17 protein-coding genes and 2 pseudogenes are annotated in these 19,147 nt (G+C 69.0%); 5 read left to right on the forward strand and 14 right to left on the reverse strand.

The window, feature by feature from the left end; translation table 11 throughout:
* Window positions 1-11: 11 nt before the first annotated feature.
* The 4 genes from LXE91_RS18920 to LXE91_RS18935 form a co-directional block, all read right to left on the reverse strand.
* Window positions 12-530, reverse strand: coding sequence for a flavin reductase family protein (locus tag LXE91_RS18920; RefSeq protein WP_081421049.1), 519 nt, complete (start codon window positions 528-530; stop codon window positions 12-14).
* Window positions 530-2,287 (reverse strand): FAD-dependent oxidoreductase, encoded by a 1,758-nt coding sequence (locus LXE91_RS18925; protein WP_039350892.1) that lies wholly within the window; start codon window positions 2,285-2,287, stop codon window positions 530-532. The genes LXE91_RS18920 and LXE91_RS18925 overlap by 1 nt, the downstream gene beginning before the upstream one ends.
* A 10-nt stretch (window positions 2,288-2,297) precedes the next feature.
* Window positions 2,298-3,491 carry an acyl-CoA dehydrogenase family protein gene (locus tag LXE91_RS18930; RefSeq protein ID WP_039350896.1) on the reverse strand — a complete coding sequence of 398 codons (1,194 nt, stop codon included), beginning with the start codon at window positions 3,489-3,491 and terminating at the stop codon, window positions 2,298-2,300.
* Window positions 3,492-3,659: 168 nt separating this feature from the next.
* The gene (locus tag LXE91_RS18935; protein WP_046543630.1) at window positions 3,660-4,799 is read right to left on the reverse strand and encodes an LLM class flavin-dependent oxidoreductase; all 1,140 of its coding nucleotides are present in this window, start codon (window positions 4,797-4,799) and stop codon (window positions 3,660-3,662) included.
* 258 nt (window positions 4,800-5,057) lie between these two features.
* On the opposite strand from LXE91_RS18935, the gene LXE91_RS18940 reads away from it, so the two are divergent.
* Window positions 5,058-5,408: a VOC family protein gene (locus LXE91_RS18940; protein WP_039350904.1), complete on the forward strand. Its 351-nt coding sequence runs from the start codon at window positions 5,058-5,060 to the stop codon at window positions 5,406-5,408.
* Window positions 5,409-5,459: 51 nt separating this feature from the next.
* Here the strand turns inward: LXE91_RS18940 and LXE91_RS18945 are convergent, their stop codons facing one another.
* Window positions 5,460-6,320 carry a LysR family transcriptional regulator gene (locus tag LXE91_RS18945; RefSeq protein WP_039350907.1) on the reverse strand — a complete coding sequence of 287 codons (861 nt, stop codon included), beginning with the start codon at window positions 6,318-6,320 and terminating at the stop codon, window positions 5,460-5,462.
* Window positions 6,321-6,478: 158 nt separating this feature from the next.
* On the opposite strand from LXE91_RS18945, the gene LXE91_RS18950 reads away from it, so the two are divergent.
* The gene (locus tag LXE91_RS18950; protein ID WP_039350909.1) at window positions 6,479-7,867 is read left to right on the forward strand and encodes a DHA2 family efflux MFS transporter permease subunit; all 1,389 of its coding nucleotides are present in this window, start codon (window positions 6,479-6,481) and stop codon (window positions 7,865-7,867) included.
* A 9-nt stretch (window positions 7,868-7,876) separates the two neighbouring features.
* Here the strand turns inward: LXE91_RS18950 and LXE91_RS18955 are convergent, their stop codons facing one another.
* Entirely contained in the window at window positions 7,877-8,257 is a 381-nt protein-coding gene (locus LXE91_RS18955; RefSeq protein WP_039350912.1) for a DUF4377 domain-containing protein, read from the reverse strand.
* 123 nt (window positions 8,258-8,380) lie between these two features.
* On the opposite strand from LXE91_RS18955, the gene LXE91_RS18960 reads away from it, so the two are divergent.
* Window positions 8,381-8,494, forward strand: a complete 114-nt coding sequence (locus LXE91_RS18960) for an SDR family oxidoreductase (protein WP_232352769.1) — start codon at window positions 8,381-8,383, stop codon at window positions 8,492-8,494.
* Window positions 8,495-8,555: 61 nt separating this feature from the next.
* Entirely contained in the window at window positions 8,556-9,749 is a 1,194-nt protein-coding gene (locus LXE91_RS18965) for a tyrosine-type recombinase/integrase (protein WP_039350915.1), read from the forward strand.
* Between the two features lie 46 nt (window positions 9,750-9,795).
* On the opposite strand, the gene LXE91_RS18970 is transcribed toward LXE91_RS18965, so the two are convergent.
* The 5 genes and pseudogenes from LXE91_RS18970 to LXE91_RS18990 all read right to left on the reverse strand — a co-directional run bounded on the left by LXE91_RS18970 (window position 9,796) and on the right by LXE91_RS18990 (window position 14,131).
* On the reverse strand, window positions 9,796-10,194 hold the full coding sequence (locus LXE91_RS18970; RefSeq protein ID WP_039350917.1) for a lysozyme inhibitor LprI family protein: 399 nt from the start codon (window positions 10,192-10,194) through the stop codon (window positions 9,796-9,798).
* Between the two features lie 160 nt (window positions 10,195-10,354).
* Window positions 10,355-10,573 carry a YXWGXW repeat-containing protein gene (locus tag LXE91_RS18975; RefSeq protein ID WP_039351253.1) on the reverse strand — a complete coding sequence of 73 codons (219 nt, stop codon included), beginning with the start codon at window positions 10,571-10,573 and terminating at the stop codon, window positions 10,355-10,357.
* A 62-nt stretch (window positions 10,574-10,635) separates the two neighbouring features.
* Entirely contained in the window at window positions 10,636-11,793 is a 1,158-nt protein-coding gene (locus LXE91_RS18980; RefSeq protein WP_039350919.1) for a DUF1501 domain-containing protein, read from the reverse strand.
* 2 nt (window positions 11,794-11,795) lie between these two features.
* Window positions 11,796-13,189 (reverse strand): annotated as a pseudogene (locus LXE91_RS18985) (DUF1800 domain-containing protein).
* Between the two features lie 147 nt (window positions 13,190-13,336).
* A complete protein-coding gene (locus LXE91_RS18990; RefSeq protein WP_135370714.1) occupies window positions 13,337-14,131 on the reverse strand; it encodes a hypothetical protein in 795 nt (264 codons plus the stop codon).
* A 304-nt stretch (window positions 14,132-14,435) separates the two neighbouring features.
* Here LXE91_RS18990 and LXE91_RS18995 point away from each other — a divergent pair, with 304 nt between their 5' ends.
* Window positions 14,436-17,402: a M48 family metallopeptidase gene (locus LXE91_RS18995; protein WP_052760086.1), complete on the forward strand. Its 2,967-nt coding sequence runs from the start codon at window positions 14,436-14,438 to the stop codon at window positions 17,400-17,402.
* A 48-nt stretch (window positions 17,403-17,450) separates the two neighbouring features.
* Here the strand turns inward: LXE91_RS18995 and LXE91_RS19000 are convergent, their stop codons facing one another.
* The 3 genes and pseudogenes from LXE91_RS19000 to LXE91_RS19010 form a co-directional block, all read right to left on the reverse strand.
* Window positions 17,451-17,954 carry a periplasmic heavy metal sensor gene (locus tag LXE91_RS19000; protein WP_039350926.1) on the reverse strand — a complete coding sequence of 168 codons (504 nt, stop codon included), beginning with the start codon at window positions 17,952-17,954 and terminating at the stop codon, window positions 17,451-17,453.
* Window positions 17,951-18,366 (reverse strand): annotated as a pseudogene (locus LXE91_RS19005) (hypothetical protein). The gene LXE91_RS19000 and the pseudogene LXE91_RS19005 overlap by 4 nt, the downstream one beginning before the upstream one ends.
* A complete protein-coding gene (locus LXE91_RS19010; protein ID WP_076841361.1) occupies window positions 18,363-19,127 on the reverse strand; it encodes an RNA polymerase sigma factor in 765 nt (254 codons plus the stop codon). The pseudogene LXE91_RS19005 and the gene LXE91_RS19010 overlap by 4 nt, the downstream one beginning before the upstream one ends.
* Window positions 19,128-19,147: the final 20 nt, after the last annotated feature.

Consider the following 19,147-nt stretch of genomic DNA (forward strand, 5'->3'; position numbering starts at 1 on the left):
GGCTCCTCACGTCACGCGGCCGCACGGGCCACCGGCGCGCCGGGCGTCGTGTAGGCGCCGTCGAGATAGACGAGCGGATCGACGTCGCCGCTCATCAGCACCTCGCGGATGCGCCCGATGAACACCGTATGCGTGCCGTATTCGAAACGGCCGTCCTGCTCGCACACGAGGCTCGCCTGCGCGTCACGCAGGTACGGCACGCCGAGCGCCGACGTATGCCAGTCGCCGGTCGTGAAGCGCGCCTCGCCCTTCAGGCGGCCGCTGCAATCGATCGCGATGCCTTCGTGGGCCGCCGACAACACGTTCACGCAAAACCCGGCGCCCGCGTCGAGCGGCGGATACAGCGACGCGCTGCGGTTGATGCAGATCAGCAGCGAAGGCGGATCGGTCGACAGCGAATCGACCGCCGTCGCGGACATCGAGTAGCGCCGGCCGTCGTGCGCACTGCTGATGACCGTGACGGAGCGCGCGAGGCGGCGCATCGCGAGCAGCATGTCGGTGCGCAGCGGATGGGGGGTGAGATCGCTCATCATTGGACTCCGTCAAGTTCAGTCGTGGATGGCCGGGCGGGCCGGCCGCCGGCGTCGGCTGCGCGAGCAGCCAGGTGGTCGGCGGCGAGATACCCGAAGGTCATCGCCGGACCGAGCGTCGAGCCCGCGCCGGGGTAGCTCGCGCCCATCATCGATGCGCTGGTGTTGCCGATCGCATAGAGGCCGTCGATCGGCTCACCGTTGGCGCGCAGCACGCGGGCGTGCACGTCGGTGACGAGCCCGCCCTTCGTGCCGATGTCGCCCGCGTCGATCCGCACCGCGTAGAACGGCGCCTGGTCGACCGGCCCGAGGCACGGGTTCGGCTTGTTCCGCGGATCGCCGTAGTACGTGTCGAACAGGTTGTCGCCCTTGCCGAACGCTTCGTCGATCCCCGTGACCGCATAGCGCGCCATGTCGCGCAGCGTGTCGTGCAGGCCGGCGGCGTCGACGCCGATGCGCGCAGCCAGCGCGTCGATCGTGACGGCCTTCACGATCACGTCGCGGAACGCGGCCGGAATCCGTGAATCGGGCATCATCGACGCCGGCATGATCGGCCCGCACGGATACTTGCGGCGAAACCGCGCGTCGAACACCATCCACGCGGGTACGTTCGCGCCGGTACGCGCATGGTCGCGATACATCGCCGGCACGAATTCGGAATACGGCGCGGCTTCGTTGACGAAGCGCTTGCCGAGGCGGTTCACGATCACGCAGCCCGGCAGGTTGCGTTCGACGAACAGCGCGCGCTGCTTCTCCTCGCCCGCGACACCGACCGTCGGCGCGCCCCACACGTGCGCCATCAGCGCCAGCGCGCCGCCGAGCCGATGGCCTTCGGCGATCGCGTCGCCGGTGTTGGCCGGCGGCGTCGCGCTCCACTGCGCCTGCGTCGGCTGCGGCAGGTAGCGCTCGCGCATCGGCTGGTTGCGCTCGAAGCCGCCCGCGCCGAGGATCACGCCGCGGCGCGCCGCAATCGTCACCGGCTGCCCGAAGCGCTGCGCGCGCACGCCGATCACGCGGCCGTCGACGTCGAGCAGGTCGCGCATCGGCGTGTCGAGCCACACGGGTACGTTGCGATCGAGCAGCGCACGGCGCAGCCCGCCGATCAGCGCGTTGCCGAGCGTCAGGCGCCGGTCGCGCCGCGTGCGGCGGCGCATCCCGATATCGAGCCAGTAACGGCCGAACTGCGCGATCGCGAGCTTCATGAAGCCCGGCCCGCGCGAAAACAGCGTATGCGCCTCCTTCGACGTCACGGCCACGCGCCCGCCGATCAGCGTACCGGGCGACGCCGGCCGCAACCGGTCGAATTCGTCGCCCAGCAGCCCGCCGTCGAACGGCATCGGATCGAGCGCGCGGTAGCCCGGCATCGCGCCCGGCGCCTTCTGGAAATAGTCCGCGTATTTCGGCAGCGACTGGTAACGCACCGGCGTCTTCGATTCCAGGTAGCGCAGCATCTCCGGCGCACGGTCGAGATACGTGTCGATCTTCTCGGGCGTCGATTCGCCGGCCACGCACGCTTCGATGTAGCCGCGCGCGGCCTCGCGCGAATCGGTCGCGCCCAGCTCGGCGATGTGGTGGTTGCACGGCACCCAGATGCCGCCGCCCGACACGGCAGACGTGCCGCCGTACAGCGCCGTCTTCTCGATCACGACGACGGACAGGCCGCGGTCGGCCGCGCGGCACGCGGCGAGCAGCGCGCCAGCGCCCGAACCGACGACCACCACGTCGAACACGTATTGCTGTGCTTGCGGGTCGTTCATCTCGGCCTCGTCAGATGAAGAAGTCGGTGTTCTCGCGGCCCAGCATCACCGCGCCGAGGTTCTGGCCGAAACGGTCCACGTTGTTCGCGTAGTGCGCGCGGGCCGCATGCAGGTCGAGGAAGCGGCGCACCAGCGGATTGCGGTGATAGATGCCGTTGCCGCCCGCGTAGCGCAGCAGCGCGTTCGCGGCCTGCGCGCAGCGCTCGGCGACCTGTGCGGACTGGTAGCGGAAATGCACGCGGCGCTCGATCGACACGGCCGGGCCGCCGGTGACCGACGCCATCAGTTCCGCGAAATTGCGCTTGAGGAGCACCTGCATCTCGTCGATCGCGACGGCCGCGTTCGCGCACGCGTTCTGCGCGCCCGGATCGTCGGTCGTCTTCGCGCCGCTGTTGGCCGATACGCGCGTGGCCGCATAGCCGGTGAAATCGTCGAGTGCACCCTGCAGCGCGCCGATGCACGACGTGCACACCGCGCGCACGAAGATCTGCGCGAACGGCAGCCTGAACAGCGGCGCATCGTTGACGGCGAGACCCGGGCTCGTGCCCATCATCCCGTCGATCGCCTTGTGCGTGCGGTACGCGGGCACGAACACGTCGTCGACGACGATGTCGTGGCTGCCCGTCGCGCGCAGGCCGAGCACGTCCCAGTCCTGCTGGATCCGGTAGTCGGATTTCGGCAGCAGGAAAGTGCGGTATTCGGGCGGCTGGCCGGCAACGGCTGCCGGCACCAGCGCGCCGAGGAACACCCACTCGCACAGTTCGCTGCCGCTCGAGAACTTCCAGTGGCCCGACAGGCGGAAGCCGCCGTCGACCGGCGTCACGCGGCCCACCGGCATGTAGGTCGACGCGATCAGCGTCGCCGGGTCGTTGCCCCATACGTCCTGCTGCGCGCGCTCGTCGAACAGCGCGAGCTGCCAGTTGTGCACGCCGACGACGCCGTACACCCACGCGGTCGACATGCAGCCGCGCGCGAGCGCCATCTGGATGTCGAAGAAGGCCTGCGGATCGAGCTCGTAGCCGCCGTACCGCTTCGGCTGCAGCACCTTGAAGAAGCCGGCGGCCTGCATGTCGGCGATCGTCTCGGCCGGGATCCGGCCCTGCGCGTCCGCCTGCGCGGCGCGGCCGGCCAGCGTCGGCGCCAGTGCCTCGGCCCGGGCGATCAGCGTGGCGGCCAGTGCGTTCGAATCGTTGTCGCGATGCACGAATGTCTCCTGTGGAACGGGGGCCGCGCCGCGGCGCCTGCCCCGCTCTCGTTCAAAGTTGTTCGGCGCGGCCTGGCCGCGGGCGATGCTCGCCACCACCGATGGTCGGCTTCGCGCGACCGCGCCGCATCGTCCGACCGGACGGGACGACGGGCGCGGCCTCGAACATCACGCGCAAGCGCGCTCCTTCTCCTTGTTGAAGAACGGGATCACGTGCTCGCCGATGTTGCGGATCGTCTCCATCTGCGCGTCGTGCGGCACCGTGCCCATCTGGCACAGGAACAGCACTTCGTCGACGCCGGCTTCCTGCAGGCGGCCGACATAGCCGATGCAGTCGTCCACCGTGCCGTACGCATGGTTCGGGTTCATCATCGCGAGCGCCGGGTCGGCGAAGTTCACGACGACTTCCTCCGACGCGAAGCGCGAGCGGATCACCATCTCGCCGGTGTCGGCCTGCACGAGGTCGTCGCCCCACTTCGCCGGGTCCGGACGCTCGCCGCCCGTGTACCAGTACGCGAGCGATTCCATGAAGTAGCGCTGGCCGCGGATGCCGATCTTGCGGGCGGCCTGGCCGTCGGCCATCACGACCGTCGGGCACAGCGCGGCAAGGTGCTGGGTCGGGCGGAAGCCGACCTGGTCTTCCGGCTTGCGGTTCGCCCACGCTTCGCGATACACGGCGTTCTTCTTCGCGACTTCGTCGGGGCCGCCGAAACCGAGCACCAGCGCGCCCATCCCGCGCTGGCCGGCGCGCAGCAGCGCGTCGGTGTTGGTACACGCGAGGTACATCGGCGGATGCGGATCCTGGAACGGCTTCGGGTGGATCGGACGCTTCGGAACCTTGATGTACTTGCCGTCGTGCTCGATCTCGTCCTGCACGAACATCTTCGGCACGAGGTACATCGATTCGTCGATCATCGGCTGCAGTTCGTTGAGGTCGTAGCCGAACGCACCGGCTTCCTGCTGGCTGCCACCCTTGCCGACGCCGAAGTGCACGCGGCCGCCGGACAGGATGTCGAGCAGCGCGACGCGCTCCGCGACCTTGATCGGGTGGTTCATCGCCGGCGGCAGGCACACGACGCCGTGGCCGAGGCCGATGCGCGTCGTGCGGCCGGCCAGGTACGCAAGGAAGGTTTCCGGCGCGCTCATGTGCGCATAGTTGGTCAGCGACGTGTGCTCGACGCACCAGATCGTGTCGAAGCCGACCTGCTCGGCGAGCAGCGCCTGTTCGACCGTCTCCTTGAATACCCGGTGGTCGCCCTCGCGCGATGCGTCGGTGGTCTGGGCTTCGTAGATGAGGGAAAACTTCATTGCGTGCGTCTCCATGGTTGTTGGACGAGTCGGGTCGTGCAGCCCGCCCGCACGATACGGACGAAGCGCGACGGTCCACGAATGGGAGTGTCGGCGCGCGCACGGGCGCGGGCATCGTCTGTTCGGAGTACCGGCGCGCCCGCGGGGACAGAGGGGTTTCACCGTCATCCGATCGGACTGCGTGAGCGCGCGGACGGCGCGCTAGCATCGAACGGCGGGCGCGTGGCGCGCACCGACCAACGACAAGGGAGAGCGGGAATGAAGGTATCGATGCTGCTGTATCCGGTCGACGACATCGACAAGGCGCTGCCGCTGTTCGTCGACGGGCTGGGCCTGAACGTGAAGTTTCGCGACGGCGACCGTTATTGCGCGCTCGACGGCGGTCCGCTGACGATCGCGCTGGTGGCGGGCGACGAGCAGATCGTCGAGCGTGCGGCGCTCACGCTGCGCGTGGACGAGGACGACGACCTGTATGCGGCGATGGCGCGCGTGGTCAAGGCCGGCGCATCGGTGCGCGTGCCCGTGCAGGCCGGGCCGCACGAATACCGTGCGGTGCTGGAGGACAAGAACGGTGCGCTGCTCGTGATTTCGCAGAAACGGGCCGCATGACGGCACGCGGCGCGGGCGCCCGATGCGGGTGCCGCGCGTGTGGCAGGCCCGTTACGCGTCCGCGCCCGGCGTGCTCAGGTCGCTCGCTTCGAGCAATTCGAGCAGCGTGCGCGCCGGCTGGCTGAGCCGCTTCGCGGCCAGCGCGATGAACTCGATGTCGGGCAGCACGGGCAGCGCGTCGCCGTTGACCAGCGGCGCGAGCCCGCGCGTCGACAGATAGTGCGACGTCGCGGTCAGGCCGAGCCCCGCGCGGGCGGCCGCGATGCAGCCCGGCTGGCTGCTGCTCGAACACACGACTTCCCAGCCGATCCCCTTCTCCGCGAGCGCGTTCAGGACGATCGCGCGCGTCACGCTCGGCTCGGCGACCAGCACGAGCGGCAGCGGCCGCTCCGGATCGACGACGGTGCCAGGCCGCGCGACCCATTCGAGCCGCGTGCGCAAGAGCGGCGTGCCGCGCCGTTCGCCGAGCCGCCGCTTGCCGATCATCAGGTCGAGCGCGCCCGCGTCCAGCCCTTCGTAGAGCCGGCTCGTCATGCCGGTGGTGATCTCCAGCGCGACGTCCGGGTGCGCGGCGCGAAACCCGGCGAGCACGTCCGGCAACGCGACGAGCGCGAGGTCGTCCGGCGCGCCGAGGCGCACCCGCCCCTTGAGCCTCGGCTTGCGGAACTGCGATTCCGCGCGGTTCAGCGCCTGCAGGATCACGTTCGCATGCACGAGCAGCGCCTCGCCGTCGGCCGTCATCGCGATCGAATGCGTGTCGCGCACGAACAGCCGCCGGCCGACGCTCTCCTCGAGACGACGGATGTGTTCGCTGACGCTCGACTGGTTGAGCCCGAGCTGCCGGCCTGCTTCGGTGAAGCTGCGGCAGTTCGTGACGGTCGCGAACGTGTTGAGCCAGACGGGATTGAGCATGGCGCATTGTCATCGGCAATGCCGATGACAGTCAACGACTTAAGGCAGCTTCCCGATGACCATCGGAATCGGTACCATCGTGCGCTTGGAGACCGGCAGGCGCCGCGCAACCGCGTGTAGGCGCCACCCGCGCCGGCCTTTGCACCACCGATTTCGCCATGTCCCGGGAACCCACACACTCCGCGCTGCTCTGGATCGTCGCCGCTGCATTCTTCATGCAGTCGCTCGACACGACGATCGTCAATACCGCCCTGCCTTCGATCGCGCAAAGCCTGCATGCGTCGCCGCTCGCGATGCAGCCCGTCGTGGTCGTCTATACGCTGACGATGGCGATGCTCACGCCGGCGTCCGGCTGGCTTGCAGACCGGTTCGGCACGCGCCGCGTGTTCTCGCTCGCGATCCTCGTATTCGTGCTGGCGTCGATCGGCTGCGCGGCGTCGCATACGCTCGGTCAACTCGTCGCCGCGCGCGCGCTGCAGGGCATCGGCGGCTCGATGCTGCTGCCGATCGGCCGGCTCGCCGTGCTGCGCCGCGTGCCGGGCGAACAGTACGTCGCGGCGATCGCGTTCGTGTCGACCGCCGGCCAGCTCGGCCCGATCGTCGGGCCGACGCTCGGCGGCTGGCTCACGCAGGCGATTTCGTGGCACTGGGTGTTCATCGTCAACGTGCCGGTCGGCGTGGTCGGCTTCGTCGCCGTACAGCGCTACCTGCCGCACGACCAGGCGCACCAGCCGCCGCCGTTCGACTTCGTCGGCTGTGCGCTGCTGTCGCTCGCGATGATCGCGCTGTCGCTCGCGATCGACCCGCCGGTGCCCACGCATCGCGCCGCATGGGCAGCCGGGCTCGCCGTGCTCGGGCTGGCGAGCGCGCTTGCTTACCTGCCGCATGCACGGCGCCGCGCGCAGCCGCTGTTCCGGCTCGGGCTGTTCCGCGAGCCGAACTTCGGCTCGGGCCTGCTCGGCAACCTGCTGTGCCGGATCGGCACGAGCTCGGTGCCGTTCATGCTGCCGCTGCTGATGCAGGTACAGCTCGGCTATACGCCACTGCAGTCGGGGATGATGATGCTGCCGGCCGCGATCGCGGGCGTCATCGCAAAACGCTGGATCGCGCCGCTCGTGAAGCGCTTCGGCTATGCGGCGTTCCTGGTCGTGAACACGGGGATCGTCGGGTGCGCGATCGCGGGATTCGCGCTGGTGTCGGTGCGGCCCGCGCCGCTACTGGAAAGCGCGCTGCTGATCGTGTTCGGCACGGCGAACTCGATGCAGTTCGCGGCGATGAACGGCGTGACGTTGAAGGGGCTGTCGCATGCCGACGCCGGCAGCGGCAACAGCCTGTTCACGATGATGCAGATGCTGGCGATGGGGCTCGGGGTGTCGATCGGCGGCGGCCTCGTCAACCTGTTTGCCGCCTATTGGGGCTCCATGGCGCACGGGTTCATGCTGTCGTTCACGTGCATGGGCGTGGTGACGCTGCTGTCGTCCGTCGTGTTCCGGCGGATCGATACGGCCGCGCCGCCGGCGAGTGCGGCCGCGCGCCCGTCCGCGTGAGCGCGGCCGTCAGTTCGCCGGGCGGCGCTCGACGACACGCTTGAGCACCCAGCGGATCGACGAACCGTCGGCCGGCGGCTGCGCGACGCGGTACTCGTCGATTTCGAGCGTGTACAGGTAGCCGGGCTGGTACGCGAAGCCTTCGATGCCGGCGTACCACAGGCTCCACGGCTCGTTCGGGGCGTTGCGCACCTGCAGGCACTCCATCGGCGCGACGCCCGTGCAGCGCGCGGATTGCGGCGCGACATACACGGTCCTGGTCACCGGCTTGCTGTCGGCCGGGCGCACCGCGTTCGCCGACGTGGCGACGGCGTCGGTCTGGCATCCGGCGAGGAGCGTGCTGCCGGCAATGACGGCCGCGCCGAGCAGCGTTCTGGATGGGCGAATCATCGGGTGTTCCTCTGGAAGCGTTGGAGGGCCGATTAGAGGCCCTCACGACAAGAAAGTTCACAAACACCTTACGGCAATCATGCCCCCTTCATGCCCGGCGAACCGCGCGGCGTCGCGGAAGCGATGACGTGGCCGTGCTCGCCCGCCGCACGCTTCGTCACGGGTCAGGCGATCGCTGTCGACGGCGGATTCACCGTGTGCCGATCGTGTACCATCGGCGCTTCCCGACATGCCTGATCGCGTTGTGCTCGTCCGCCCTTTCACGTGCGTACGATCCGCGCAGCGCACCTCGCTTCACATGACCTCACCCGTTCCGTCCGACACCGCGTTGCGCCCGCTGCCGATCGATGCGCTGACCGTGCCGGCCGCGCTCGACGGACGCTCGGGCACCAACCGCTCGAGCAGCGCGCATCCGCAGATTGCCGCGACCAACGACCTCGACGCGGTGCGCGCGTGGCTCGCCCGCTTCGTCGATACACCGACCACGTTCCAGAACTACCGCAAGGAAGCCGAACGCCTGCTGCTGTGGGCCGTGATCGCGTGCGGCAAGCCGCTGTCGTCGCTCACGCACGAAGATCTGGTCGTCTACCGCCAGTTCCTGCTCGCACCCGCGCCGGCCGAGCTGTGGTGCGCGAACGGCGGACGCAAGCATCCGCGCGACGATCCGCGCTGGCGGCCGTTCTACGGGGCGCTGTCGGCGGCCAGCCAACGGCAGGCGCTGGTGATCCTGAACGTGATGTTCTCGTGGCTCGTGCAGGCCGGCTACCTCGCCGGCAATCCGCTCGCGTTGTCGCGCCAGCGGCAGCGCCGGCCCGCGCCGCGCGTCACGCGCCATCTCGGGCAGCCGCTGTGGCAATCGGTCAAGGATGCGATCGCCGCGATGCCGCGCGACGACGCGCGGGCGGGCTTCCATGCCGATCGCGCGCGCTGGCTGTTCACGCTGCTGTATCTCGGCGGGCTGCGCATCACCGAAGCGGCCGACACGACGATGGGCCAGTTCTTCTGCCGGCGCGATGCGGACGGGCGCGACCGCTGGTGGCTCGACGTGACGGGCAAAGGCGGCCGGCAGCGGCTCGTGCCGGCCACCGACGAGATGATGGCCGAGCTGTCGCGCTACCGGCGTGCGCACGGCCTGCCCGCGTTGCCGTCCGACGGCGAGGCCACGCCGCTCGTGCTGCCGGTCGGCCACGCGCACAAGCCGCTCACGCGCGCCGCGCTGCACCGGATCGTGAAGCAGGTGTTCCGGCACGCGGCCGACCGGCTGCGTGCGAACGGCGAAGCCGGCGAGCAGCAGGCGCGCGTGCTCGAACAGGCGTCCGCGCACTGGCTGCGCCACAGCGCGGGCTCGCACATGGCCGATGGCCGCGTCGACCTGCGGCTCGTGCGCGACAACCTCGGCCACGTGTCGCTCACGACGACCAGCCAGTACCTGCACGCGGACGACGACTGGCGGCATCGCGAGACGGAGGAGAAGCATCGGATCGGGTGGTAGGTGCACGCCGATCCGACGCGTCGCGGCTCGCGCGACGCGTCCGCGCTCAGCGAGCGAGTTCGAGCCCGCCCAGGCCGCCGTTGCCGCGGCATTTCGCGCGGTCGCTTTCGGCCGGCACGTCGATCTGCCCGCACAGCACGTCGATGCGCTTGCGGTAACTGTCGATCAGGCACTGCGTCGTCGTGCAGCGGTTGCGCGCCTTCAGCCACGCCTTTTGGCTGGCGATGAACGAGTGATATTCCGGCGGATCCTCGACCGGGTAGTTGGCGAAGTCGTCCACGACGTGCTGGTAATCGGCGTTGAGCGCATCGTCGAGACGCGACAACGTCGGATTGGTGCAGATTTCGCGTTCCACGAACGTGGATGCCTTCGCACAGTTGAACGACGCGGCGTGCGCGCCGGTCATGCCGGCCGCGACGGCCAGCACAACGAGCCATGCTTTCATGTGGATGCCGTAACGAGGAAAACGGTGGCCGCGGATCGGCTCGCCATGACGGGTGAACGGGCATGCCCGTCGCCGCGATCCGGAAGCTTAGGTCAACGCACGTCGCATTTCAATACGCTGCCCGGCACCTGAATCACGCGGCACGTCACGCCTCGCGCGATCAGTACACCCCCACCCAGTGCCCGGGCACCCATGCCCAGTGATTGCCGGCCCACCGGTAGTGCCCCCTCGCCCAGCGATAGCCCGGCGCAGGCATCGGCGGTGGCACCTCGACGACGGGCGCCGGCTGCGGCGGCCGCACGGGTTCGACCACGCATGCGGACATCAGCGCCGCACTGGCCGTCACCAGCATGGCGAGCGACACGGACCGGATCTTCATCATCTTGCATTCTCCCTTTTGTGTAGTGGATGGATTCATTGCCGAAGCGGCAACGCCGCGCGTCACGCGGCTCCGCGAATCAGCCCGCTCATCGGCCGCGTCACATCGCTTTGCGCAAACAGCGCGGACGCGGTACGGCGCGGATCGAGCCGCAGGCTCTCGGCGGCGGCGCCCGAAATCAGCGCGTCGAGCGACGCGGTCGGTTTCAGGTCGCGCCCTTCGTACAGGTCGCCCGGCCGCAAACCGGGCCAGTCGGCGATCACGCGGCCGCCCGCGACCGCGCCGCCCGTGAGCATCGCGACGGATGCCTGCCCGTGATCGGTGCCGCCCGTGCCGTTCGCGGCCGCCGTGCGGCCGAACTCGGTTGCGACCAGCACCGTGGTTTGCTGCCATGCGGGCCCGAGGCCATCGCGCAATGCGGCGATCATCGTGTCGAGCGCTTTGAGCTGATTCGCGAGCCGTGCGTTCTGTGCGCTGTGCGTGTCCCAGCCGCCCGTCTCGATCATCGCGATGCGCGGGCCGTCGTCGCGCGCGAGGAACGTCGCGGCGAGCTTGCCGACGCCCGCCGGATCCTGCCGCGCATGCGCATCTCCGGCGAGGCCGCGCGCGTCCATCGCCGACTGCCACAACGGGCCGAGCTGCGCATCGGCCTCGTAGAGCGCCGACACGCGTGCGAGCAGGTCGTCCGGCGCGGCCGGCAAACCGGACGGCGCGTACGACGCGGCCTGCACGGTGCCGCGCAACGCGAGCGGCACGGTCGGCGCGAACGCAATCGCGCTTTCACGCGTGGCCGGCAGCAGCGCGGCGAGCCGGTTCAGCCAGCCGTCCTTCACCTGGTACGGCTCGCGGCCGCCCGTCTCGAGCACGTTCTGCCCGTCGAAATGCGAGCGGTCGCGATACGGCGACGCAATCGCATGAACGAACAGCGCCTGCCCGTCGCGGTACAACTGCGCGGTCTGCACGAGCGACGGATGCAGCGCGAACGTGCCGTCGAGCCGCGTCGCGGCTGCCGTGTCGATCGCGAGCGGGCCGCGCAGCGACGCATACGCGGGCTCGGCATACGGAACGACGATATTCAGGCCGTCGGCGGCGCCGCGCTGGATCACGAACACGAAGCGCCGATCGGTCTCGACGTTCGCGAACACGATCCGCGGTGCGACGAGGATCGCGCCTGCGCCGGCGGCGGCCACGCTCAGGAATTGTCGGCGGGACAGTGCCATGGTCATCTCCGTTGGAAATCGGGTGAGACGAGCAACAGCGCGAGCGACGTGGTCGCGCTTTCGGCGCGCGACAGCGCGGTCGCCGTCGGCGCGCTCAACGAACCGGCGAGCAGCGTGTTGCCGAGCGTGCGCGGGTCGAGCCGGTCGCCCGTGCGCGCGGCGGGCGCTGCGCGAGCTCGACACGACGCACGAGCGCGTCGGGTGCGGCCCAGCTCGCGGCAATGTCGTCGTAACCGGCCGGCGAGCCGGGCCGCCACACCGGCTGGCCGAGCTGCGCGAGCAGCGGCGCGACCTTCAGGTCGCCCGCGTCGCGCCAGCCGAGCCCGCGCAGCGACGACACGGCCCACTCCCACGGCGTCTTGAACTTGCGGTTGACCGGCGACCACGCGTCAGGCGCTTCGACGAGCGCCCGGTAGACGGTCGGCAGATCGCCGCCGCTCGAATCGAACGCGCGGGCCAGCCGGTCGGTCAGCGCAGGTGGCGGATTGTCGGCGACGAAATGGCGGGCCAGCTGGAACGCGACATGCCGGCCGGTTGCCTCCGAATGCGCGAGGTCGTGCAGGATCGCGCGTGCCTGCGCTTCGCCCGGTTGATCGTAGGTGCGGCCCATCACCGTGCGCGTGCCCGGTTCGTGCAGGTTCGGGCGAAACACGAATGCACCGGGCACCGCATCGCCGGGCTGCGGCCCGCGCCCGCCGGCGATGCTCCAGCCGGTCAATGCTCGCGCGAATTCCGTCACGTCGGCCTGCGTGTAACCGGTGCGCACGCCGAGCGTATGCAGTTCCATGATTTCGCGCGCGAGGTTCTCGTTGAGCCCGCGTTTGGCCGACGGATTGCGGGCTTCGGCACGCAGCGCGGCCGGGCTGTCGGGGCCGACCGAGCGCGCCTGGTCGAGGAAGAGCTGCATCGCGGGATGCTGTTCGACGGCGACCAGCATGTCCTCGAAACGGCCGAGCACGTGCGGGCGGATCGCGTCGCGTTCGAACGCGCCCGCATAGGCCGCCACCGGCCCCTTGTCGACCGACACCGCGAAATGGTTCGCCCAGAAATGCACGAGACGCTCGACGAACGGTGCGGGCGTATTCAGCGCACTGTTCATCCGCGCGACGACAGCGCTGCGATACGCGTCGTTGCCGTCGCGCCGGATCGATTGCTCGGTCGCGCGCTTCGTTGCCGGATCGTTGGCCGTCATCGCATTGCGCGCGTTCGCGAAGCGCGTCGCGAGCGCGACCGCGTCCGGCTCGCCGGTCCATGCGGCCGGCCGCGCGTCGTAACGGTCGAATTGCGCGACGAGCGCTGCCTTCGGGTCCGCTGGCGGCGCTTCGTCGGCCCGCGCGCCGAGACCGAATCGGTTCAGCGCGATCGCGGCCGGCGTGATGTCGTTCGGGTGGTCCATGACGGGTTCTCTCGCGGTGCGTACCCACGTTCAACGCGGGAGCGCCCGGAAATCCGTCGCGGGACTGCGAAATATTTGTGCTTCGCGGCCGAAGAACGAGATGACTTGCTGCTTGCTTTCAATCGCCGTCAGGCGCGTACGGTTACCTCAGCGTGCAGTACCCGCATCGCCGAGCCCCGCGGCATGCTTGCCGGACAGGCTCGACAGCAACGCCTCGATCGGCAACTTGCGCGCCATCCGCGGCTGTGAAAGACCCAGTTCGCGAAACGCCGAATCGATTTCCTCCCGGGTCGGTTGCAATGGTGCGAGCGCAGATGCGAGGGGCGGGACAATCTGCTTGACCATGTAACGACGCCCCGTCGCCTTGATTTGCCTGACGACGATCAATATGCCAAGCGCGATGAAGAAATAGATGCCGTAGTTCGTCGCGTCCGGTGCGACCATGCCCACCGTCACGGACCCTACGATCGCGACGGCGAACGCGACGAAGATCGCAAGTATGTCGCGCCAATTGATGCGGCTCGATGCGAAATAACGCTCGGCCTTCGTCGATAGCACCACGAACGGATCGCGAATCAAAGCCTGTCGCTCGTCGGGCTGCAGAGACGGGAGCGCAGTGCGAACCCGCTCCTCGAGGACGAGCCGGTCTCTCCATGCCGATTCCAGATCGGGAAAGGTCCGCGCGGTCAGCTCGGGCAGCGGCGCGGGCTTCGGCGACACGCTTGCATAGGTGGACAGCTCGCTCTTGACCGGCGTTCGGCACGCCTGGCAAGTTCGCTGATATCCGACCAGCCGCCCTTCGCCAACCGAGATGTTGTAGACATGACCGGCAGAGCCGACCCGCTGCAATTCGAATGTACGCGGGGCTCTGCAAATCGGACAGAAGTCCGCTACATAGCCCTGCTTGCGATAGACTAACTTCCGCCCCCAGAAGACGAACATGGCATTCCCCCGAATTCCGGGGATATGCCCCGGCATGTTCAATTCATTGATTATTTGTTTTCCAGTCCGAAACGACACGGCGGTTTATTCTGCCTGAATATTTTTTCCCGCGGGTGGCGTTTTTGCCGGTCGGGGCGGTTTGAAAACGCAACGCGACGCGAATGCTTTCATCCGGTTTTCATTTCACCTTCGATGGCATCGCGACGCCAGGAAGCGATACGCCGGCACGATCGATCGGCTGTCACATTCCGATGTCCTGATCGCGCGACAGACGCGCTGCTTACGCTAATGGGTCGACAACACGATGGTCACCATTTACCCTGCCGGGCCGCGCGAAGTGCCGGCCGGACTCGCGCGTGCGAGCATCGCGTATCGCCGCAACGTGTGGCTGGCGGTTGCGAGCCTCGCGCTGTTCATCCTGCTGTATCTCGCGCTGACCGCGTGGTTCGCGTTCTCGGCAATCACCGGTGCATTGCGGCTCGCGCTGGATGGCGGGTCGGCCGGGTTGCCCGAATGGCTCGCGTGCGGCGGCAGCCTGTTCCTGGCGATATTCCTGGCCAAGGCGCTCTTTTTCGTCCGGAAGGACGTGAGTACGGACCGCATTGAATTGACGCGCGCGCAGCAGCCGCGGCTGTTCGCGTTCCTCGAACGTATCGCCGAAGACGCCGGCGCGCCGCGCCCGAACAAGGTGTTCGTCAGTGCGCGGGTCAATGCGGCCGTGTTCTACGACCTGTCGCTTCTGAACCTGGTTCGGCCTTCGCTCAAGCATCTGGAGATCGGGCTCGCGCTCGTCAACATGCTCAATCTCACCGAATTCAAGGCGGTGTGCGCGCACGAGTTCGGCCATTTCGCACAGCGGTCGATGGCGCTGGGCCGATGGGTTTACACGGCGCAGCAGATCGCCGTCCATATCGTCGCGCAGCGCGACCTGCTCGACCGCGTCCTGCACCGTCTGTCGAACCTGGACGTGCGCATCTCGTGGATCGGCTGGCTGCTCGGCCTCGCCGTCTGGGCTTTGCGTTCGATCATCGACATGGCGTTCCGCCTGGTTGTCGTCGCGCAACGGGCGCTGTCGCGTGAAATGGAAATGCAAGCCGACCTGGTCGCCGTGTCGTTGACCGGCAGCGATGCCATCGTGCATGCGTTGCACCGGTTGCAGATTGCAGACGACGCATGGGACCGCACACTGGGCCTGCTGCGCAGCGAAGTCGCCAACGGCCGGCCGCCGCGCGATGCATTCGTCGTGCAGCAGGCTTTTGCCGATCGCCTCGGTCGCATCTACAACGATCCGGCTTACGGCCGGCGCCCGCAGGTGCCGGCGGACGCAGCCGATGCGTTCCGCGTGTTCGACCGGGAAATCGCGCAGCCGCCGCGCATGTGGGCCACGCACCCGCAGAATCACGAACGGGAGGAAAACGCGAAACGCACGTATCTGGCCGCCCCCGTGGACGAGCGTAGCGCGTGGGTGCTGTTCGACGACGCGCACAGCCTGCGCGAGCACATGACGGCCGCGCTGACCGGCGACACCGGACACGCGCCGGTGGACGCCGACGTGTCGCTGCGGCAAATGGACGAACATTTCGCGCAGGAACATCTTGGGCCGCAATATCGCGGCATCTACATGGGTTTTCCGGCCACCCGGCACGCGCGATCCGCGCAGTCATTGACGGAGCCCGTCACGCGCGCCGGTCCGCTCGATACCGACACGCTGTACCCTGCCAGCATCGGCCACGACCTCGAGCGGCTGCGCAAGCTCGATCGCGAGCATGCACTGCTTTGCTCGCTGCGCGACGGGCGCTATCAAGCGATCGACGGGGTCATCCGCCACCGCGGCCGGGTACTTCGCCGCGCCGAGTTGCCCGGCGCGATCGACGCGGTCGATGCCGAGCGTTCCGCCGCCCGCGGCCGCCTCCACGCGGTGCTGAAGGCGGTACGCAGCGCCCACCTGGCCGCAGCCGACACCCTGTCGCCAGCATGGCGTGCATATCTCGAAGGCTTGCTGCGCTTGCTTCACTATGCGGAGCATGCCGAAGCGAATGTGCGCGACGCTTACGCGCATCTGTCGCTGCGGCGGCAGCGGGCCACGGCTGGCGGAACAATCACCGAGCACGGCATCGGCCATATCGTCCGTGCGGCCGAGCAGTTGCAGCGTGCATTGGCGCAAGTCTTCCACCACGCGGAGGATGTACGCCCGAGCGCGCCCGTGCTGGCCGCGCTCGGCATCGACGCCTGGCCGGACGCGCTGGGGCATTTCGCGCTGCGCGAGCCGGTGCGAAGCAACATCGACGACTGGCTGCGTGCTGTCGGCGGTTGGGTCCAGCATGCGGCCGGACAACTTTCCGCCTTGCGCCGCGCGACGCTCGACGAACTCCTGCGCGCCGAAGCGATCGTCGCCGCCGCCCATGCGGGTTCCCGCGCACCGGCGACGGACGCGCCACCGCCGGCGCCATCCGTTCCGACCGCGTACGACACGCTCGTCGCCGGCACCGAGCGCGTGCTGCACGTCGACCAGCCGACCTTTCGCGAGCGCTTCGGCACGGCCAGCGGCGTGCTTCCCGGTATTGCCCGCGCGGCCGTGGCACTCGGAATCGTGGGATCCGTGCTCGTGTTCGGCTGGATGCAAGGCCGCGTCACCGTCTCGGTGTACAACGGCCTCGCCCGCACCGTGTCCGCGACGATCGACGGACGGCGCGTCGAACTGCAACCGGGTGCGTCAGCCGACGTGACCGTTCACGGTGGCCGCGATATCCGTATTGTCAGCACGACTTCCGATGGCGAGCCGATCGAATCGTTCGATGCCCCGCTCGGTTTTCTGCATGCGCGGTTCGTCTACACCGTCGCCGCCGCCGCGCCGCTGCGCCTGTGGACGGCCGCCTACGGCAGCGCAGCCGCACCGCCGCCGCACTGGCTCGCGCCGCTGCGATGGCAGCCCGCTTCGGCCGAGTACGTCTTTTCCCGACCGCCGGCCAGCATTCGCACGAAGGACGGCGGCACGACGCGCACCGTGCTGGACGCAGGCAATGTCGTCGCACCCGAGACCCTGGTGCGCGCCGCCGGTGGCAACGCGGCGGCGGCGATGGTGCTGTCGCACGTGCGATTCGATGCGCCGGACTCTCCTTATCTGCGCAATTGGCTGGATCTCGCCAGAACGACACCCGGCTTCGATCGGGCGCTGGCGGCACGACTCACGCATGTTCCCGACGGCGCGTCCGCGGTGCGAATCGGCCAGGCGGCAACGGAGAGCCGCCACGACAACAGCGTCGGCAAGTAGGGCCGCGCATTCGGTGACACCCACCGCAATGCCGATTCGCGACGACGATTACTGACTCGCCGCGTCGCCCTGCTTCTTCTGCCACTTCGCCGGCAGCCGCCAGTTCCCGCTACGCCGCAACCCGTCGACGAACTTCGCGCGCTCGTCCGGCGTCAGCGTCGCCGCGAAATCGACGACGCGGCGCTCGACCTGCGCACGCAGCGCCGTATCGGCCGCACGCGTACGATCGAGCGCCGCGTCGATCGCCGTGCGATCGAGTTGCGGCGCGGCCAGCAGGTCCAGCACGGTGATCCGGTCGTCGCGCCCTTCCCGCGCGAAATCGCGGCCGTCCTTGCGCGCCGCCTTCAGCGCCGCAACGAATTCCTGCTGGCGCGCGTCCGGCAATTCGTCCGCGGCGAAACGCAATGCGGTGCGCGACGCCGGTGCGCCCGAGGCCCGCAGGTCGCGATGCGTCGAAAACCACTGATACGCACCGCCGCCGATCGCGCCGAGCATGAATACGTTCAGCACGACCGAACCGACGAGGACGAATTTCCAGCCACGCTCACTCATTCATCACTCCAGTCCACGCTCGGCCCACCGAACGTCGTAGTCAGATAGCCCGGCTCATGCGCAGGCGGCACGCTGCCGAGCATCAGCATCGACACGGCCACCGCGCCCGCTAGCGCGCCGGCCAGGCCCACGCCCGCGAATGCCGCGCCCGACCACCACACGGCCCCGCGCCGCCGCGCGCGCCGCGGGCGGGCGCCGTCGCGACGATGCGTGCGACGAGCGCCGGCGCGGGCGGTGCGACCGTATCGTTGGCGAGCCACGCGTCGAGTTCGGCGGCATCGTCCAGCGCCGCCAATGCATCGGCCGGATGCGCGTGCGCCCATGCCTCGGCGGCCGCGCGCTCGCCGTCCGGCCAGCGCCGCGCATCCGAGCCGTACGCGGCGACGATGGTACGAAATCGTTCGGGTGTCATCGGATGTCCTCGCTAGGTGAGTCGCCGGCCAGTTGCGCGCGCAAGTTTCGCCGCGCACGCGCGAGCAGGCTTTCCAGCGCGTCGACGGTAATGCCCATCAGGTTGGCCGCCTCCACGTTCGACATTTCCTGATAGTACTGGAGCACGAGCGCTTCGCGCTGCCGCACCGGCAACGCCGCGAGCGCCTGCCGCACGCGCGCGTCGCGCGAGCGGGTCTCCGCACGGGTGGCCGGCTCCGGTTGCGGATCGGGCACGTCGGGCAGCACGTCGACCGGTTCCTCGCGGCGGCCGCGCAAGCGGTCGTAGCACAGATTCAGCACGACGCGATGCAGCCACGTGTCGAACCGTGCCTCGCCTTCGCGCCAGCCCGGCGCCTGTTTCCAGATCCGCAAGAACGTCTCCTGTGCGACGTCCTCGGCTTCCGTGCGGTCGCCGAGCATGCGCGTCGCGAGCGCGAGCAGTCGCGGCAGCTTGCGCGCGACGAGCATGCGCACGGCCGACGCATCGCGCGCGCCGACCCGTGCGACCAGGGCCGCGTCCGGATCGCCGCCGCTCAACGCGGGGCGCTCCAGCGCATCGCGCGTCTGTGCCGCGGCGCGATCGTTGATGCGCCCGCCTGCAGACTGATGCTCATCGTCGTGCTCTCCTTGAATGCGCTGTGCCATTAACCGGCCCCGCCACACTGGCGGTCGGGGATCGCCACGCGCATCGCGCACGGCCTCGGCAAGGTCCGTTTCATCGGCATCCGTTTCAGGCTGCATGGCGATCGGGTCGATCGGGT

Origin of the sequence: Burkholderia contaminans, assembly GCF_029633825.1 — a bacterium.
Classification (GTDB): Bacteria; Pseudomonadota; Gammaproteobacteria; order Burkholderiales; family Burkholderiaceae; genus Burkholderia; species Burkholderia contaminans.

Coding starts and splice junctions, on each gene's coding strand:
- LXE91_RS19000 (WP_039350926.1), bottom strand. CDS start 17,954: ATGAGTGAGCGTGGCTGGAAATTCGTCCTCGTCGGTTCGGTCGTGCTG.
- LXE91_RS18935 (WP_046543630.1), bottom strand. CDS start 4,799: ATGAAGTTTTCCCTCATCTACGAAGCCCAGACCACCGACGCATCGCGC.
- LXE91_RS18950 (WP_039350909.1), top strand. CDS start 6,479: ATGTCCCGGGAACCCACACACTCCGCGCTGCTCTGGATCGTCGCCGCT.
- LXE91_RS19010 (WP_076841361.1), bottom strand. CDS start 19,127: ATGCAGCCTGAAACGGATGCCGATGAAACGGACCTTGCCGAGGCCGTG.
- LXE91_RS18955 (WP_039350912.1), bottom strand. CDS start 8,257: ATGATTCGCCCATCCAGAACGCTGCTCGGCGCGGCCGTCATTGCCGGC.
- LXE91_RS18975 (WP_039351253.1), bottom strand. CDS start 10,573: ATGAAGATCCGGTCCGTGTCGCTCGCCATGCTGGTGACGGCCAGTGCG.
- LXE91_RS18960 (WP_232352769.1), top strand. CDS start 8,381: ATGACGTGGCCGTGCTCGCCCGCCGCACGCTTCGTCACGGGTCAGGCG.
- LXE91_RS18990 (WP_135370714.1), bottom strand. CDS start 14,131: ATGTTCGTCTTCTGGGGGCGGAAGTTAGTCTATCGCAAGCAGGGCTAT.
- LXE91_RS18925 (WP_039350892.1), bottom strand. CDS start 2,287: ATGAACGACCCGCAAGCACAGCAATACGTGTTCGACGTGGTGGTCGTC.
- LXE91_RS18980 (WP_039350919.1), bottom strand. CDS start 11,793: ATGGCACTGTCCCGCCGACAATTCCTGAGCGTGGCCGCCGCCGGCGCA.
- LXE91_RS18995 (WP_052760086.1), top strand. CDS start 14,436: ATGGTCACCATTTACCCTGCCGGGCCGCGCGAAGTGCCGGCCGGACTC.
- LXE91_RS18940 (WP_039350904.1), top strand. CDS start 5,058: ATGAAGGTATCGATGCTGCTGTATCCGGTCGACGACATCGACAAGGCG.
- LXE91_RS18920 (WP_081421049.1), bottom strand. CDS start 530: ATGAGCGATCTCACCCCCCATCCGCTGCGCACCGACATGCTGCTCGCG.
- LXE91_RS18965 (WP_039350915.1), top strand. CDS start 8,556: ATGACCTCACCCGTTCCGTCCGACACCGCGTTGCGCCCGCTGCCGATC.
- LXE91_RS18970 (WP_039350917.1), bottom strand. CDS start 10,194: ATGAAAGCATGGCTCGTTGTGCTGGCCGTCGCGGCCGGCATGACCGGC.
- LXE91_RS18945 (WP_039350907.1), bottom strand. CDS start 6,320: ATGCTCAATCCCGTCTGGCTCAACACGTTCGCGACCGTCACGAACTGC.